14 protein-coding genes are annotated in these 14,766 nt (G+C 69.0%); 10 read left to right on the top strand and 4 right to left on the bottom strand.

The features are described 5' to 3' along the window. Position 1: 1 nt before the first annotated feature. Positions 2–505, bottom strand: a complete 504-nt coding sequence (locus tag NBY69_RS00315; RefSeq protein ID WP_250297497.1) for an Lrp/AsnC family transcriptional regulator — start codon at positions 503–505, stop codon at positions 2–4. 162 nt (positions 506–667) lie between these two features. Here NBY69_RS00315 and NBY69_RS00310 point away from each other — a divergent pair, with 162 nt between their 5' ends. Beyond that, positions 668–2,107, top strand: coding sequence for a gamma-aminobutyraldehyde dehydrogenase (locus NBY69_RS00310; RefSeq protein WP_250297495.1), 1,440 nt, complete (start codon positions 668–670; stop codon positions 2,105–2,107). 84 nt (positions 2,108–2,191) lie between these two features. Continuing rightward, positions 2,192–3,370 (top strand): spermidine/putrescine ABC transporter substrate-binding protein, encoded by a 1,179-nt coding sequence (locus NBY69_RS00305; RefSeq protein ID WP_250297493.1) that lies wholly within the window; start codon positions 2,192–2,194, stop codon positions 3,368–3,370. An 18-nt stretch (positions 3,371–3,388) separates the two neighbouring features. Here NBY69_RS00305 and NBY69_RS00300 read toward each other — a convergent pair whose 3' ends face one another. After that, on the bottom strand, positions 3,389–4,069 hold the full coding sequence (locus NBY69_RS00300; RefSeq protein WP_250297492.1) for a glycerophosphodiester phosphodiesterase: 681 nt from the start codon (positions 4,067–4,069) through the stop codon (positions 3,389–3,391). Positions 4,070–4,102: 33 nt separating this feature from the next. Continuing rightward, the gene (locus NBY69_RS00295; protein ID WP_250297490.1) at positions 4,103–5,128 is read right to left on the bottom strand and encodes an adenosine deaminase; all 1,026 of its coding nucleotides are present in this window, start codon (positions 5,126–5,128) and stop codon (positions 4,103–4,105) included. 155 nt (positions 5,129–5,283) lie between these two features. On the opposite strand from NBY69_RS00295, the gene NBY69_RS00290 reads away from it, so the two are divergent. Further along, entirely contained in the window at positions 5,284–6,102 is an 819-nt protein-coding gene (locus NBY69_RS00290; protein WP_250297489.1) for a DUF4190 domain-containing protein, read from the top strand. 26 nt (positions 6,103–6,128) lie between these two features. Here the strand turns inward: NBY69_RS00290 and NBY69_RS00285 are convergent, their stop codons facing one another. After that, on the bottom strand, positions 6,129–6,683 hold the full coding sequence (locus NBY69_RS00285; protein WP_250297488.1) for an NADAR family protein: 555 nt from the start codon (positions 6,681–6,683) through the stop codon (positions 6,129–6,131). A gap of 174 nt (positions 6,684–6,857) precedes the next feature. Here NBY69_RS00285 and NBY69_RS00280 point away from each other — a divergent pair, with 174 nt between their 5' ends. The 7 genes from NBY69_RS00280 to NBY69_RS00250 all read left to right on the top strand — a co-directional run bounded on the left by NBY69_RS00280 (position 6,858) and on the right by NBY69_RS00250 (position 14,757). Next, a complete protein-coding gene (locus tag NBY69_RS00280) occupies positions 6,858–8,363 on the top strand; it encodes a gamma-aminobutyraldehyde dehydrogenase (protein WP_250297487.1) in 1,506 nt (501 codons plus the stop codon). Positions 8,364–8,381: 18 nt separating this feature from the next. Continuing rightward, positions 8,382–9,629, top strand: coding sequence for a spermidine/putrescine ABC transporter substrate-binding protein (locus NBY69_RS00275; RefSeq protein ID WP_250297485.1), 1,248 nt, complete (start codon positions 8,382–8,384; stop codon positions 9,627–9,629). A gap of 59 nt (positions 9,630–9,688) precedes the next feature. After that, positions 9,689–10,846 (top strand): ABC transporter ATP-binding protein, encoded by a 1,158-nt coding sequence (locus tag NBY69_RS00270; protein WP_250297484.1) that lies wholly within the window; start codon positions 9,689–9,691, stop codon positions 10,844–10,846. Further along, positions 10,843–11,769 carry an ABC transporter permease gene (locus NBY69_RS00265; protein ID WP_250297482.1) on the top strand — a complete coding sequence of 309 codons (927 nt, stop codon included), beginning with the start codon at positions 10,843–10,845 and terminating at the stop codon, positions 11,767–11,769. Before NBY69_RS00270 ends, NBY69_RS00265 begins: the two co-directional genes overlap by 4 nt. After that, a complete protein-coding gene (locus NBY69_RS00260; RefSeq protein WP_250297480.1) occupies positions 11,769–12,578 on the top strand; it encodes an ABC transporter permease in 810 nt (269 codons plus the stop codon). Before NBY69_RS00265 ends, NBY69_RS00260 begins: the two co-directional genes overlap by 1 nt. Positions 12,579–12,603: 25 nt before the next feature. Then, on the top strand, positions 12,604–14,022 hold the full coding sequence (locus NBY69_RS00255) for an FAD-binding oxidoreductase (protein ID WP_250297479.1): 1,419 nt from the start codon (positions 12,604–12,606) through the stop codon (positions 14,020–14,022). Positions 14,023–14,277: 255 nt separating this feature from the next. Next, entirely contained in the window at positions 14,278–14,757 is a 480-nt protein-coding gene (locus NBY69_RS00250; protein ID WP_250297477.1) for a hypothetical protein, read from the top strand. Positions 14,758–14,766: the final 9 nt, after the last annotated feature.

Genomic DNA, 14,766 nt, shown 5'->3' with positions numbered 1-14,766 from the left:
ACTATCGGGTGCCCCACTGGTAGGTCTGCTTCTTCAGCTTGAGGTAGACGAAACTTTCGGTCGCACGCACGCCGGGAAGCGCGCGGATCCGCTTGTTGATCAGTTCGAGCAGGTGGTCGTCGTCCTCGCAGACGACTTCCACCATGAGGTCGAAGGAGCCCGCGGTCATCACCACGTAGTCGACCTCGTTCATTGCGGCCAGCGCGTCCGCGACGGGGTCGAGGTCGCCCTCGACCCGCATGCCGACCATGGCCTGCCGCCGGAAACCCACGGTGAGCGGGTCGGTGACGGCGACGATCTGCATGACCCCCTGGTCCTGGAGCTTCTGCACCCGCTGGCGCACGGCCGCCTCGGAGAGGCCGACGGCCTTGCCGATCGCCGCGTACGGCCGCCGGCCGTCCTGCTGGAGCTGTTCGATGATTGCCAGGGAGACGGCGTCGATCGGGGGAGTGCCGTTCCCGTTCCTGGGGTCTGCGCTGCGACTGGCCACGCCCACACTCTGCATGAGGTCTCGCCCGTCCCGCAAGCCCGATGCGATGAAATTCGTTGCGGAAGGGCGTTTTGGGAACTGAATCCGAAGTTCATGGTGGTCAGCTATGTCGAAAGCGACACCTCTGCGATTAGGGTGGGTGTCTCACCCATCGGACATCTGACAGGAGGGGTGGCTGTGACCACCGAGCTTCGCCGGCTGCGTAACTACATCAACGGAGAATTCCGGGACGCCGCTGACGGCCGGACCATCGATGTGGTCAATCCGGCCACCGGCGAGACGTACGCGACCTCCCCGCTCTCCGGGCAGGCGGACGTCGACGCCGCCATGGAGGCGGCTGCCGCGGCCTTCCCCGCCTGGCGCGACACCACGCCCGGTGAGCGCCAGCGCGTACTTCTGAAGATCGCCGACGCCTTCGAGGAGCGGGCCGAGGACCTGATCGCCGCGGAGAGCGAGAACACCGGGAAGCCCCTCGGGCTGACCCGCACCGAGGAAATCCCGCCGATGGTGGACCAGATCCGCTTCTTCGCGGGAGCCGCACGGCTCCTCGAAGGCCGCTCCGCCGGTGAGTACATGGAGGGCCTGACCTCCATCGTGCGGCGCGAGCCGGTCGGTGTCTGCGCGCAGGTCGCGCCGTGGAACTACCCGATGATGATGGCGGTCTGGAAGTTCGCCCCGGCCCTGGCCGCGGGGAACACCGTCGTACTGAAGCCCTCCGACACCACCCCCGCTTCGACGCTCCTGATGGCCGAGATCATCGGGGCCGTCGCACCCAAGGGCGTGTTCAACGTCGTCTGCGGCGACCGGGACACCGGCCGCGCGATGGTGGAGCACAAGGTGCCCGCGATGGCCTCCATCACCGGTTCGGTACGGGCGGGCATGCAGGTCGCCGAGTCCGCGGCCAAGGACGTCAAGCGCGTCCACCTGGAGCTGGGCGGCAAGGCGCCGGTCGTCGTCTTCGAGGACGCCGACATCGCCAAGGCCGTCGAGGACATCTCCGTCGCCGGATACTTCAACGCCGGTCAGGACTGCACGGCCGCCACCCGGGTGCTCGTGCACGAGTCGATCCACGACGAGTTCGTGACGGCACTGGCCAAGGCCGCGTCCGACACGAAGACCGGTCAGCCGGACGACGAGGACGTGCTGTACGGCCCGCTCAACAACGCCAACCAGCTGGCGCAGGTCAGCGGGTTCATCGACCGGCTGCCCGCGCACGCCAAGGTCGAGGCGGGCGGCAAGCGCGTCGGCGAGAAGGGCTTCTTCTACGCCCCCACGGTGGTGTCCGGGCTGAAGCAGGACGACGAGATCATCCAGCACGAGGTCTTCGGACCGGTGATCACGGTCCAGCCCTTCCGCGACGAGGAGCAGGCCCTCGCCTACGCCAACGACGTGGAGTACGCGCTGGCTTCCTCGGTGTGGACCAAGGACCACGCACGGGCCATGCGGATGTCCAAGAACCTGGACTTCGGCTGCGTGTGGATCAACACCCACATCCCGCTCGTCGCCGAGATGCCGCACGGCGGATTCAAGAAGTCCGGTTACGGCAAGGACCTGTCGGCGTACGGCTTCGAGGACTACACGCGCATCAAGCACGTGATGACGTCCCTGGACAGCTGATACGGCGGAGTGTCGCCCGACGGGGCGGGCAGTGGACACCTTGTCCATTGCCCGCCCCACCTGCATGAGGAGAGGCTGTCCGGCATGGCAGATCTTGGTGTTTCCCGGCGTACGGTCCTCCGTGGTTCCGGCGCGCTCGCCGCGCTGGCCGCGCTCACCGGATGCGGGGTGCCCGCGGCGTACGTGAAGCCGGGACAGCGGGCCGGGCAGGACAGTTCGGCGCAGGACAGGAGCCTGGTCTTCGCCAACTGGCCCCTGTACATCGACACCGCGGACGACAACCCGTCGAAACGGCCCACGCTCGACGCCTTCGAGAAGCGGACCGGGATCTCGGTGAAGTACACCGAGGAGATCAACGACAACGACGAGTTCTTCGGGAAGATCAGCCCGGCGCTGATGAACCACCAGCAGACCGGGCGGGACCTGATCGTCATCAGTGACTGGATGGCGGCCCGGTTCGTACGGCTGGGCTGGGTCCAGGAGATGGACCGGGCCAAGCAGCCGAACGTCGCCAAGTACCTGGACCCGCAGCTCCTCTCGCCCGCCTTCGACAAGGGACGCCTGCACAGCGTGCCGTGGCAGTCCGGGATCACCGGCATCGCGTACAACCGCAAGAAGGTCGGCCGCGAGATCAAGCACATGAGCGACCTCTGGGCGCCCGACCTGCGCGGCAAGGTCACGCTGCTCTCCGGGCTCGACGAGGCGTTCGCGCTGCTCATGCAGGGGAACGGCGCCGACATCACCCGGTGGACCGCGCACGACTTCCACACCATGTGCGACCAGGTCGAGAAGCTCGTACGGAAGAAGCAGATCCGCCGCTTCACCGGCAACGACTACATCAAGGACCTGTCCACCGGCGATGTGCTCGCCTGCCAGGCGTACTCCGGCGACGTGATCCAGCTCCAGGCGGACAGCCCGGACATCGAGTTCGTGGTGCCCGAGGAGGGCGGCGAGCTGTGGGCGGAGTCGATGATGATCCCCAACCTCGCCCGCCACAAGGCCAATGCGGAGAAGCTGATCGACTACTACTACGAGCCCGCGGTCGCGGCGGAGCTGGCGGCATGGGTGAACTACGTGTGCCCCGTCCCGGCGGCGCGCGAGGTGCTGGCCTCGTCGAAGGACAAGGACCTGGCCGACCTGGCCGAGGACCCGCTGATCTTCCCCGACGACACGATGCGCAAGCGTCTCGCCATAGCCCGGGACATCACGTCGGCGGAGCGGGTCGAGTTCACCAAGCGGTGGAACAAGATCGTGGGGCTGTGAGCGGCCTGCGGCTGCCGGTCAGGCCGCGCGGACCGCGCACAGTGCGTCGACGCGGTTCGTGGTGATCGAGTCGACGCCGGCGCCGATCAGCCGCCGCATCGCGCGTTTGGTGTCCGGGGTCCAGGCCGAGACCAGCAGCCCGTCCCGGTGCACCCGCTCGCACAGCTGCGGACTCAGCAGCCCGAAACGGTAGTTGAGCCAGCGCGGCTTCACCGCGTCGAGCAGTACCGGACGCGGCGGGGCGAGCGTCGTCCAGGTCATGGCGATCTCGGCGCCGGGATCGGCCTCCCGCACACGGAGCATGGTGGTGGGCCCCGCGCAGTAGTACACGCGCTCGCCCGCGCCGCACTCCCGCACGACGGCGACGACCTCGCGGACCGCGGCCGGTGTGGCATCCGGCAGATCGATCATGACGCGATGGCCGCCGGCCGCCAGGAGCGCCTCGCGGAGCGTGGGGACGCCACCGTCCGTGAGCCCCCGCAGTTCGTCCGCCGACACCCGGGAGAGCGGTCGGTCGTGGCGCCACAGCCGCTCCAGTGTCGCGTCGTGCAGCAGCACGGCCTCGCCGTCGCGGGTCAGCCGGACATCGATCTCCACCGCGTCCGCGCCCCGCTCCACCGCGGAGCGGACGGAGGGCAGGGTGTTCTCACGGAAGAGATAGGGATCGCCGCGGTGGCCGACGGCAGTGACGGTGCGCATGGAGTCATCCTCGCCGACCCCTCCCGTCGAGGGCTACCGCGCCAGCCAGTTCGCGGTGTACGTGTCGATCTCCGTGGTCAGCCGGGCCTTGCCCGCGTCGTCGAGGAAGGACGCGTCGACGGCGTTCTTCGCGAGGGCCGCGATGCCCGCTTCGTCGAGGTCCAGCAGCCGGGCGGCGACCAGGTACTCGTTGTTGAGATCGGTGCCGAACATCGGCGGGTCGTCGCTGTTGATCGTCACCAGGACGCCCGCGTCCACCATCTCCCTGACCGGGTGCTCGTCGAGCGAACGGACGGCCCGGGTCGCGATGTTGGAGGTCGGGCACACCTCCAGCGCGATGCGCTGCTCGGCGAGGTGGGCCAGCAGCTTCGGGTCCTGCGTCGCGCTGGTGCCGTGGCCGATGCGCTCCGCGCCCAGGTGGTTGATCGCGTCCCAGATGGTCTCGGGGCCCGTCGTCTCACCGGCGTGCGGCACCGAGTGCAGGCCCGCCGCGCGCGCCCGGTCGAAGAAGGGCTTGAACTGCGGGCGCTCCACCCCGATCTCGGGGCCGCCGAGCCCGAAGGAGACCAGCCCCTCGGGGCGCAGATCCACCGCGAGCCGCGCGGTCTCCGCGGCGGATTCGAGCCCCGCCTCACCCGGGATGTCGAAGCACCAGCGCAGTACGGTGCCCAGCTCCGACTCGGCCGACTTCCTGGCGTCCTCGATCGCCTCCATGAAGGCGGCCTCGGGGATGCCGCGCCGGGTGGAGGAGTACGGGGTGACCGTCAGCTCCGCGTACCGGATGTTCTGGCGGGCCATGTCGCGCGCGATCTCGTAGGTCAGCAGCCGCACGTCCTCCGGCGTACGGATCAGGTCCACCACGGAGAGGTACACCTGGATGAAGTGCCCGAAGTCGGTGAACGTGAAGTAGTCGGCGAGCGCCTCGGGATCGGTGGGCACTATGGAGTCCGGGTGGTGCGCCGCGAGTTCGGCGACGATGCGCGGCGTCGCGGAACCCACGTGGTGCACGTGCAGTTCGGCCTTGGGGAGCCCCGCGACGAAGGGGTGCAGGTCGGTCATCGGGGGTCCTCCGGGGTGCGGTCGGGGGTGTGGTCGGTGCTGCCGGTCGGAGAACATCGTAGGCACGCTCTCCCGGCGGGTGGTCCGGGGTGCGGGCCCCGGGGCCCGTCCGGCATGCAGGCCTTAGCATGACGAGCCGAGGATGGGGGAGGCCCATGTCAGACCACGTACCGCACCCTTCGGGGGATCCCGAACCGCCGAAGGACCCATGGGCTCCGCCCGGGAACAGCGAGAACAAGGTGCCGCTGGACAAGCTGCAGCCGCAGACACCGCCGCAGCCGCAGAGTCCGGTGCACGATCAGCAGACGGTCACGGCCGTGCCGGAGGCTCCCTCCGGCGCCGTTCCGGGACAGCCGGGTCCCGCGCAGCCGGGTGACCCGCAGCCCGGTTCGGCACCTCCCGGCTATCCGCAGCCCGGGTTCGCGCCGCCCGGGTTCGCGCAGCCGGGCTTCGCACCGCCCGGATTCCCGCCGCCCGGCTCCGTACCGCCCCCGCCGATCGGGCCGAACGGTCCCGGACAGGCCCCCGGGGCGTACGGCTACCCGTCCTACCCGGGGGCGGGCCAGCAGCCCGGCCCCGCTCCCTACGGTGGCTACCCCGGATACCCGGGGTACGGCGGCCAGGGCGGCTGGGGAACCGTCCAGCGTGGTCCGGAGAACGGCTTCGGGACCGCCGCGCTGGTGCTCGGCATCATCAGCGTGGTCTTCTTCTGCGGCTGGGGTCTGGGCATCATCCTGGGCGGACTCGCCCTGATATTCGGGATCCTGGGCCGTAAGCGGGCCAACCGCGGCGAGGCGAACAACGGCGGCATGGCGCTCGCCGGGATCATCCTGGGCTCGGTCGGGATCCTGTTCAGCGCTGCCTTTCTCAGCCTGATGATCTGGACCATCGCGAACAGCGACGACTCCGGTTCGTACGACTACGGGGACGATTCCTCGTACTCCAGCGCGCTGGCCACCGACGCCGGACGGTAACCGGACCGGCCGCGTGCGGCGGTCCGTCAGCCGGTCGCCGTACGCAGCCGGTCCCTGGCGTCCATCAGCGCGAACCCCAGCAGATTGAGCCCGCGCCAGCGGGCCGGCTGCTGGGCCCGCTCGTCGTCCGCGGCCAGCCCGATGCCCCATATCCGGTCCATCGGGCTGGCCTCGACGAGCACGCGGTCCCCGGTCGCCAGCAGGAACTCACGCAGCGCCGCGTCCGCGCCGAACTTGTGCACGCTGCCCTCGACCACGATTCCGTAGCGCTCGCGCTGCCATATCTCCTCGTCGAAGCCGCGCACCAGCCGCCCGGCCTTCTTCGCCAGTGCGGGGTTCGCCGCCGCCAGCACCGCGCGCTCCGCGTCCGCGTCGCCGAAGAGCCGTGCCTTGGCCGCCATCATCCAGTGCTCGGCCGTCGCGTACCGCACGCCGTCGACCTCGAACGGTGACGGCCACCACTGACTGAGACAACTCGTCCCGATACGGCCGTCCGGCCTCGGCGTATGCCCCCAGAAGGCCAGAAACTTGATCCGCTCGCCCGCGTCGATCCGGGCGGCGAGTGCGTCGGTCCTCTCCATGCACGGGAGTCTGGCAGCCGCCACTGACACTCCGTCGTGGATTTCCTGGCCGACGCGACACATGGTCGACCGATTCCGTCGCGTAACCAAAAGGAAACAACGGAATCACTTGTTGCATATCTGTTGCTCTGCCAGGATCGGCACTCAATTCGAGCGTGAGCTACGGAGAGCACGATGGTCAACAGCTTCCAGGTGCAGGACCGCTTCGCGGCGGGCGCACAGTACATCGACGGGCAGCTGCGGCCCGGTTCCTCAGGGAAGACCCAGGACGTGGTCGACCCGGCGACCGGCAAGGTGGTGTTCAGCTACGAGACGGCCGGTGCCGCCGATGTCGACGCCGCCGTGGCGGCGGCCCGCGCGGCCTTCCCCGGCTGGTCCGCGGCGACCCCGGGCGAGCGCTCCGACGCGCTGCACCGCTTCGCGGCGGTACTCGCCGAGCGGGCCGAGGAGTTCGCGTACGCCGAATCCCTCCAGTGCGGCAAACCGATCAAGCTGAGCCGTGAGTTCGACGTCCCCGGCACGGTCGACAACGCCTCCTTCTTCGCGGGCGCCGCCCGTCACCTCCAGGGCCAGTCCGCGGGTGAGTACAGCGGGGACCACACCTCGTACGTACGGCGCGAGCCGATCGGCGTGGTCGGCTCCATCGCCCCCTGGAACTACCCGCTCCAGATGGCCGCCTGGAAGGTCCTGCCCGCCATCGCCGCGGGCAACACCATCGTGCTGAAGCCCGCCGAGATCACCCCGCTCACCTCGCTGATGTTCGCGCAGGCCGCGACCGAGGCGGGCATCCCGGACGGCGTCGTCAACATCGTCAACGGCCTCGGGAAGGAGGCGGGCGAGCACCTCGTCGGCCACCCCGACGTGGTCATGACCTCGTTCACCGGGTCGACGGCCGTCGGCAAGCGCGTCGCCGAGATCGCCACCGACACCGTCAAGCGGATCCACCTCGAACTGGGCGGCAAGGCCCCCTTCCTGGTCTTCGACGACGCCGACCTGGAGGCCGCCGTGCACGGCGCGGTCGCCGGCTCGCTCATCAACACCGGCCAGGACTGCACGGCCGCCACCCGCGCGTACGTCCAGCGCCCGCTCTACGACGCCTTCGTGGAGGGCGTCGCCGCGCTGATGAGCACCCTCAGGCTCGGCGACCCCTTCGACGAGTCGACCGACCTCGGTCCGCTGGTCAGCCATGCCCAGCGCGACCGGGTCGCCGCGTTCGTCGAGCGCGCGCGTGGCTACGCACGGGTGGTGACCGGTGGTGCGGCGCCCGACGGCGACGGCGCCTACTATCTCCCCACGCTGATCGCCGACGCCGCCCAGGACAGCGAGATCGTCCAGGCCGAGATCTTCGGCCCGGTCCTCGTCGTGCTGCCCTTCGACTCCGACGACGAGGGCATCGCGCTCGCCAACGACACCCCGTACGGTCTGGCCTCCTCCGCCTGGACCCGCGACGTCTTCCGCGCGAACCGCGCGACCCGGGAGATCCAGGCCGGCTGTGTCTGGGTCAACGACCACATCCCGATCATCAGCGAGATGCCGCACGGCGGTTACAAGGCCAGCGGCTTCGGCAAGGACATGTCCGTGTACTCGTTCGAGGAGTACACACAGGTCAAGCACGTCATGTACGACAACACCGCGGTGGCCCGCAAGGACTGGCACCGCACGATCTTCGGGGACCGATAAAGAAAGGGCACACCGCCCATGGAGCAGTACGAGCCAGACCGTCTCTCCCCGGCCCAGCTGGCCGCCGCCCACCGCACGCTGACCAGCGGCAGAGGGGCCTTCGGCCGCCGTGCGCTGCTGCGTACGGCGGGCCTCGGCGCGCTGACGGCCGGCGGCCTCGCCACCCTGACCGGCTGCGGTATCCCGGCAGCCAAACGGGACGGCGGGGCCCCGGTCTCCGACGACCACTCGGCCAAGGAGAAGGAGATCAACTTCTCCAACTGGACCGAGTACATGGACGTCACCGACGACGGGAAGCACCGGCCCACGCTGGAGGCGTTCACCCGCCGCACCGGGATCAAGGTCAAGTACACCGAGGACATCAACGACAACGTCGAGTTCTTCGGCAAGATCAAGCCGCAGCTCGCGGCCGGCCAGGACACCGGCCGGGACCTGATCATCCTGACCGACTGGCTGGCCGCCCGGCTGATCCGGTTCGGCTGGGTGGAACGGCTGGACTCGTCACTGCTCCCGCACGCGTACGCCAACCTCTCCGCCCAGTTCCGCAGCCCCGACTGGGACCCGGGCCGCGCCTACTCGTACCCCTGGGCCGGAATCCCCACCGTCATCGCGTACAACAGCAAGGCGACCGGCGGCCGGAAGGTCGACTCGGTCACCCAGCTGCTCGACGACCCGAAGCTCAAGGGCCGGGTCAGTTTCCTCTCCGAGATGCGGGACTCCGTCGGGATGACCCTGCTCGACATGGGCAAGGACCCGGCGAAGGTCACCGACGCCGACTACGACGCCGCGATCGGCCGCCTCCAGAAGGGCGTCGACCGCAACCAGATACGCCGCTTCACCGGGAACGACTACATCAGCGACCTGGACAAGGGCGACATCGCCGCCTGCGTGGCCTGGGGCGGCGACATCACCCAGCTCCAGCACGACAACCCGCACGTCAAGTACGTGATCCCGGCCGCCGGTTACATGACGTCCACGGACAACATGATGATCCCGGTCAAGGCCAGGCACACGGCCAACGCCGAGCGGCTCATCGACTACTACTACGAGCCCGCGGTCGCCGCGAAGCTCACCGCGTACACGAACTACGTCTGCCCCGTCGACGGCGTGCGCGAGGAACTGACGAAGATCGACCCCGCCATGGCGGCCAACGAGCTGATCCTCCCGGACAAGGCGATGGCCGCGAGGTCGCACTCCTTCCGCTCGCTCTCCAGCAAGGAAGAGACGGCGTACGAAGAGAAGTTCGCCAAGCTCATCGGCACCTGACCTCCCCCTTTCTCTGCTTCCTTCTGCTCCTCCTCCCTTACGAACCTGGGACCGTACCCATGACACAGACGAATGAAGGCGGCGACGTCCGTCTCGCCGGGATCAGCAAGACCTACGGGTCCTTCACCGCGGTGCACCCGCTGGATCTGACCGTTCCCCAGGGCACGTTCTTCGCCCTCCTCGGCGCCTCGGGCTGTGGCAAGACCACCACCCTGCGCATGATCGCCGGGCTTGAGGACCCCAGCACCGGAACGGTCCGGCTCGGCGACCGGGACGTCACCGACCTGCCGCCGTACAAGCGCCCGGTCAACACGGTCTTCCAGTCGTACGCGCTCTTCCCGCACCTCGACGTGACGGAGAACATCGCCTTCGGGCTGCGCAGGCGCGGCATCAAGTCCGTGAAGAAGCAGGTCGGCGACATGCTCGACCTCGTCCAGCTCGGCGACTTCGCGCACCGCAAGCCGCACCAGCTCTCCGGCGGCCAGCAGCAGCGCGTCGCCGTCGCCCGCGCGCTCATCAACCACCCGCAGGTGCTCCTCCTCGACGAGCCGCTCGGCGCCCTCGACCTGAAGCTGCGCCGTCAGATGCAGCTGGAACTCAAGCGGATCCAGACCGAGGTCGGCATCACCTTCGTCCATGTCACCCACGACCAGGAGGAGGCCATGACCATGGCCGACGCCGTCGCGGTGATGAACGGCGGCCGGGTCGAGCAACTGGGCGCGCCCGCCGATCTGTACGAGAACCCGCAGACCACCTTCGTCGCCAACTTCCTCGGCACGTCGAACCTCATCGAGGCCGAGGTCGTCACGGCGGGCAAGGACATCACCGTGCACGCGTCCGGCACCGAACTGCGGCTGCCCGCGAGCCGATGTACGGCCGCCACCAGCAGCGGCGGCAAGCTGCTCGTCGGGGTCCGCCCGGAGAAGATCGCCCTGGCGCACGCGGACGACGCCGCGGAGATAGCCGACGGACGCAACCGCGTCACCGGCCGGATAGCCGACTCCAGCTTCATCGGGGTCTCCACCCAGTACGTCGTCGACAGCCCGGTCTGCCCGCAGCTGGAGGTCTACGTACAGAACGTCGAGCGCGACGCACGGCTTCGGCCCGGCGCCGAGGTCGTGCTGCACTGGAACCCCGAGCACACCTTCGGCCTCGACGCGGGCCAGGCAGTGGACGCAGGGAAGTCGGGCACCGCAGGTGTCGAGGAGGCGGCGTGACCGTCACCGAGGCACCGCCCGCCGCCCCCGAGGCCGGGCCCGTGGTCCACAAGCGCCCGGTCCGCAAGCGGCTCGTCCCGTACTGGCTGCTGCTCCCCGGCATCGTCTGGCTGGTGGTCTTCTTCGCCCTGCCGATGATCTACCAGGCGTCGACGTCCGTGCAGACCGGTTCGCTGGAGGAGGGCTTCCGGGTCACCTGGCACTTCCAGACCTACTGGGACGCCCTGCACGAGTACTACCCGCAGTTCATCCGTTCCCTGCTCTACGCGGGCACGGCGACGATCCTCTGTCTGCTGCTGGGCTATCCGCTCTCGTACCTCATCGCCTTCAAGGCGGGCCGCTGGCGCAACCTGGTGCTGATCCTGGTCATCGCGCCGTTCTTCACCAGCTTCCTGATCCGCACGCTCGCCTGGAAGACGATCCTCGCGGACGGCGGCCCGGTCGTGGGCGTGCTGAACACGCTGCACATCCTGGACGTCACCAGCTGGCTCGGCTGGACCGAGGGCAGCCGGGTGCTGGCGACCCCCATGGCGGTGGTCTGCGGACTCACGTACAACTTCCTGCCGTTCATGATCCTGCCGCTCTACACCTCGCTGGAGCGGATCGACGGACGGCTGCACGAGGCGGCCGGGGACCTCTACGCCACCCCGGCCACCACCTTCCGCAAGGTGACCTTCCCGCTGTCCATGCCGGGTGTCGTCTCCGGAACCCTGCTCACCTTCATCCCGGCGGCCGGTGACTACGTCAACTCCGAACTGCTCGGCTCGACCGACACCAAGATGGTCGGCAGCGTCATCCAGTCGCAGTTCCTGCGCGTGCTCGACTATCCGACAGCCGCCGCGCTCTCCTTCATTCTCATGGCGATCGTGCTGATCATGGTCACCGTCTACATCCGCCGAGCCGGCACGGAGGACCTGGTCTGATGCTGAGGAACTCCACGCGCTGGCTCCGCCGCCATCTCGTCACCATCGCGGGCCTGATCACCCTCGCCTATCTGATCCTGCCCAACATCGTCGTGATGGTGTTCTCGTTCAACAAGCCCAACGGGCGCTTCAACATCACCTGGCAGCGGTTCTCCCTCGACGCCTGGAAGGACCCCTGCGGCGTCGCGGACATGTGCGGCTCGCTCAATCTCTCGCTGGAGATCGCGGTCTGGGCCACGATCGGCTCCACCGTGCTCGGCACGATGATCGCCTTCGCGCTGGTCCGCTACCGGTTCCGGGCGCGCGGTGCGATCAACTCGCTGATCTTCCTGCCGATGGCGATGCCCGAGGTCGTCATGGCCGCCTCGCTGCTGACGCTCTTCCTCAACATGGGCGCCCAGCTGGGCTTCTGGACCATCCTCATCGCGCACATCATGTTCTGCCTCAGCTTCGTCGTCACGGCGGTCAAGGCACGTGTGATGTCGATGGACCCCCGGCTGGAGGAAGCCGCGCGCGATCTCTACGCGAGCCCGGTGCAGACCTTCCTGCGGGTCACCCTGCCCATCGCCGCACCGGGGATCGCGGCGGGCGCACTGCTCGCCTTCGCGCTCTCCTTCGACGACTTCATCATCACCAACTTCAACGCGGGCTCGACCGTGACCTTCCCCATGTACGTCTGGGGATCGGCGCAGCGCGGCACGCCCGTGCAGATCAACGTCATCGGTACGGCGATGTTCATCATTGCGGTACTGGTGGTACTCGGCGGTCAGCTGATCAGCAACCGCCGCAAGAACAGCACACAGCACTGAAGCAGTCCCTGAAGGAGTGGAACCCATGGCCCCAGCCGCCATGACCCGTGCCCTTGCCGCATCACTCGCCGACGCCGAGCCGGTGTCGTTCTGGCTGGAGGACCCGGGCAAGCCCGCCGCCCTGCCCGCGCTCACCGGCGACACCAGCTGCGACCTGCTGGTCGTCGGCGGCGGCTACAGCGGTCTGTGGACCGCGCTGCTCGCCAAGGAGCGCGACCCCGGCCGGGACGTCGTACTGATCGAGGGCAACGAGATCGGCTGGGCCGCGTCGGGCCGCAACGGCGGCTTCTGCGCCGCCTCGCTGACCCACGGCCTCGCCAACGGGCTGGAACGCTGGCCCGGCGAGATCAAGAAGCTGGAGGAACTGGGCGCGCGCAACCTCGACGCCATCGAGGCGGCCGTCGCCCGGTACGGGATCGACTGCGAATTCGAGCGCACCGGCGAGATCGACGTGGCCACCCAGCCCTACCAGGTCGACGAGTTGCGCGAGTGGCACCAGGAGGTGACCGAACTCGGCCTCGGGGGCGGTGAGTTCCTCGACCAGGACGCGCTGCGGTCCGAGGTCGACTCACCGACCTTCCTCGGCGGGCTGTACGACCGGGACGGGGTGGCGATGCTGCACCCCGCCAAGCTGGCCTGGGGCCTCAAGCAGGCCTGCCTCGGTCTCGGCGTACGGATCCACGAACGCACCCGGGGGCTCGACCTGGCCCGCTCGGGCACCGGGATGGCGGTCCGTACGCCGTACGGCAGGGTCTTCGCCCGGCACGTCGCGCTGGGTACGAACATCTTCCCCTCGCTGGTCAAGCGGGTGCGTCCGTACACCGTCCCGGTCTACGACTACGCGCTGATGACGGAGCCGCTCACCGAGGAGCAGCAGGCCGCGATCGGCTGGCGGAACAGGCAGGGGCTCGGTGACAGCGCCAACCAGTTCCACTACTTCCGGCTGACCGCCGACCACCGCATCCTGTGGGGCGGCTACGACGCGATCTATCCGTACGGCGGGCGGATGAGCGCCGATCTCGACCACCGCCCCGACACCTATCTGAGGCTCGCCGAGCACTTCTTCCAGTGCTTCCCACAGCTCGAAGGGATCCGCTTCAGTCACGCCTGGGGCGGCGCGATCGACACCTGCTCACGGTTCTCGGCCTTCTTCGGTACGGCGCACGGCGGCCGGGTCGCCTACGCGGCGGGCTTCACGGGCCTGGGCGTCGGGGCCACCCGGTTCGGCGGCGACGTGATGCTCGACCTGCTCTCCGGCGAGCGGACGGAGCGCACCGCGCTGGAAATGGTGCGCACCAAGCCGATGCCGTTCCCGCCCGAGCCGTTCGCCTGGGCGGGGATCGGGCTGACCAAGTGGTCGCTGGCGCGGGCGGACGAGCGGGACGGGCGGCGCAATCTCTGGCTGAAGTCGATGGACAAGCTGGGACTCGGCTTCGACTCCTGAGCGCTCTCCGGCTCCGGAACGATCCGGGACGTCCGAGCGCTCCGGACGTCCGAGCGCTTCCGAGTGAAGCCTGACCGGGTGCTGAGCAGAGCCTGACCCGGTCCTGGGCGAAGCGGGCCCCGAGGGGACCGGCCGCGATCCGGATGTGACCCGGTTCACCGCAGGAAAGGTGCGGAACCCGCGTCATGGATCACGGCCGGGCCCCTCTCTCCTTGTGCACGCAACATCTGCGCGTACACGAATGGAGGCCGGGCGATGGTTGGCACGGGGGCAAGGACCGCGGTGGAGTGGCTCGTTTCGGTGGCACCGGACCCTGATGCGTGCCGGTGGGAGTGGGAGCGCAACCCGTCGGGGGTCGCGCTCCTGCCCGCCGGACTGCGCTGGGACGTACTCATCGTTCCGGGGGAGCTCGGCTATCCGACCCTGGACGTCCTGACCCGCCTCGTCGACCGGCCGGGTCCGGTCCTCGCGGACTTCGGGGAGGCCAGGACGGGCTTCTTCGTACCCCCGGGCACCGCCTCCCGCTGGATCGGTACGGGCGTACGCGGCGTTGGACACGGCACCTGGATCGTGGTGCCGCATCCCGGACGTCCGGCCTTCCGGCCGGTCGGCGGGGTGCGCTGGCTGATCGCCCCGGACGGTTCGGGGACCCTCATCGATCCGGCCCTTCTCGAACTGGCCATGCACGAGGCGGCGGCCCTCATGGCGGACGACATTGGTGACGGATTGGTCTGAACCACCGTC

The organism is Streptomyces sp. A 4/2, assembly GCF_940670765.1.
Taxonomy (GTDB): Bacteria; Actinomycetota; Actinomycetes; order Streptomycetales; family Streptomycetaceae; genus Streptomyces.
Note: the sequence above shows the minus strand (reverse complement) of the source record. Positions and strands in the feature narration are given on the sequence as shown.

Coding starts and splice junctions, on each gene's coding strand:
- NBY69_RS00315 (WP_250297497.1), bottom strand. CDS start 505: ATGCAGAGTGTGGGCGTGGCCAGTCGCAGCGCAGACCCCAGGAACGGG.
- NBY69_RS00305 (WP_250297493.1), top strand. CDS start 2,192: ATGGCAGATCTTGGTGTTTCCCGGCGTACGGTCCTCCGTGGTTCCGGC.
- NBY69_RS00300 (WP_250297492.1), bottom strand. CDS start 4,069: ATGCGCACCGTCACTGCCGTCGGCCACCGCGGCGATCCCTATCTCTTC.
- NBY69_RS00295 (WP_250297490.1), bottom strand. CDS start 5,128: ATGACCGACCTGCACCCCTTCGTCGCGGGGCTCCCCAAGGCCGAACTG.
- NBY69_RS00290 (WP_250297489.1), top strand. CDS start 5,284: ATGTCAGACCACGTACCGCACCCTTCGGGGGATCCCGAACCGCCGAAG.
- NBY69_RS00285 (WP_250297488.1), bottom strand. CDS start 6,683: ATGGAGAGGACCGACGCACTCGCCGCCCGGATCGACGCGGGCGAGCGG.
- NBY69_RS00280 (WP_250297487.1), top strand. CDS start 6,858: ATGGTCAACAGCTTCCAGGTGCAGGACCGCTTCGCGGCGGGCGCACAG.
- NBY69_RS00275 (WP_250297485.1), top strand. CDS start 8,382: ATGGAGCAGTACGAGCCAGACCGTCTCTCCCCGGCCCAGCTGGCCGCC.
- NBY69_RS00270 (WP_250297484.1), top strand. CDS start 9,689: ATGACACAGACGAATGAAGGCGGCGACGTCCGTCTCGCCGGGATCAGC.
- NBY69_RS00260 (WP_250297480.1), top strand. CDS start 11,769: ATGCTGAGGAACTCCACGCGCTGGCTCCGCCGCCATCTCGTCACCATC.
- NBY69_RS00255 (WP_250297479.1), top strand. CDS start 12,604: ATGGCCCCAGCCGCCATGACCCGTGCCCTTGCCGCATCACTCGCCGAC.
- NBY69_RS00250 (WP_250297477.1), top strand. CDS start 14,278: ATGGTTGGCACGGGGGCAAGGACCGCGGTGGAGTGGCTCGTTTCGGTG.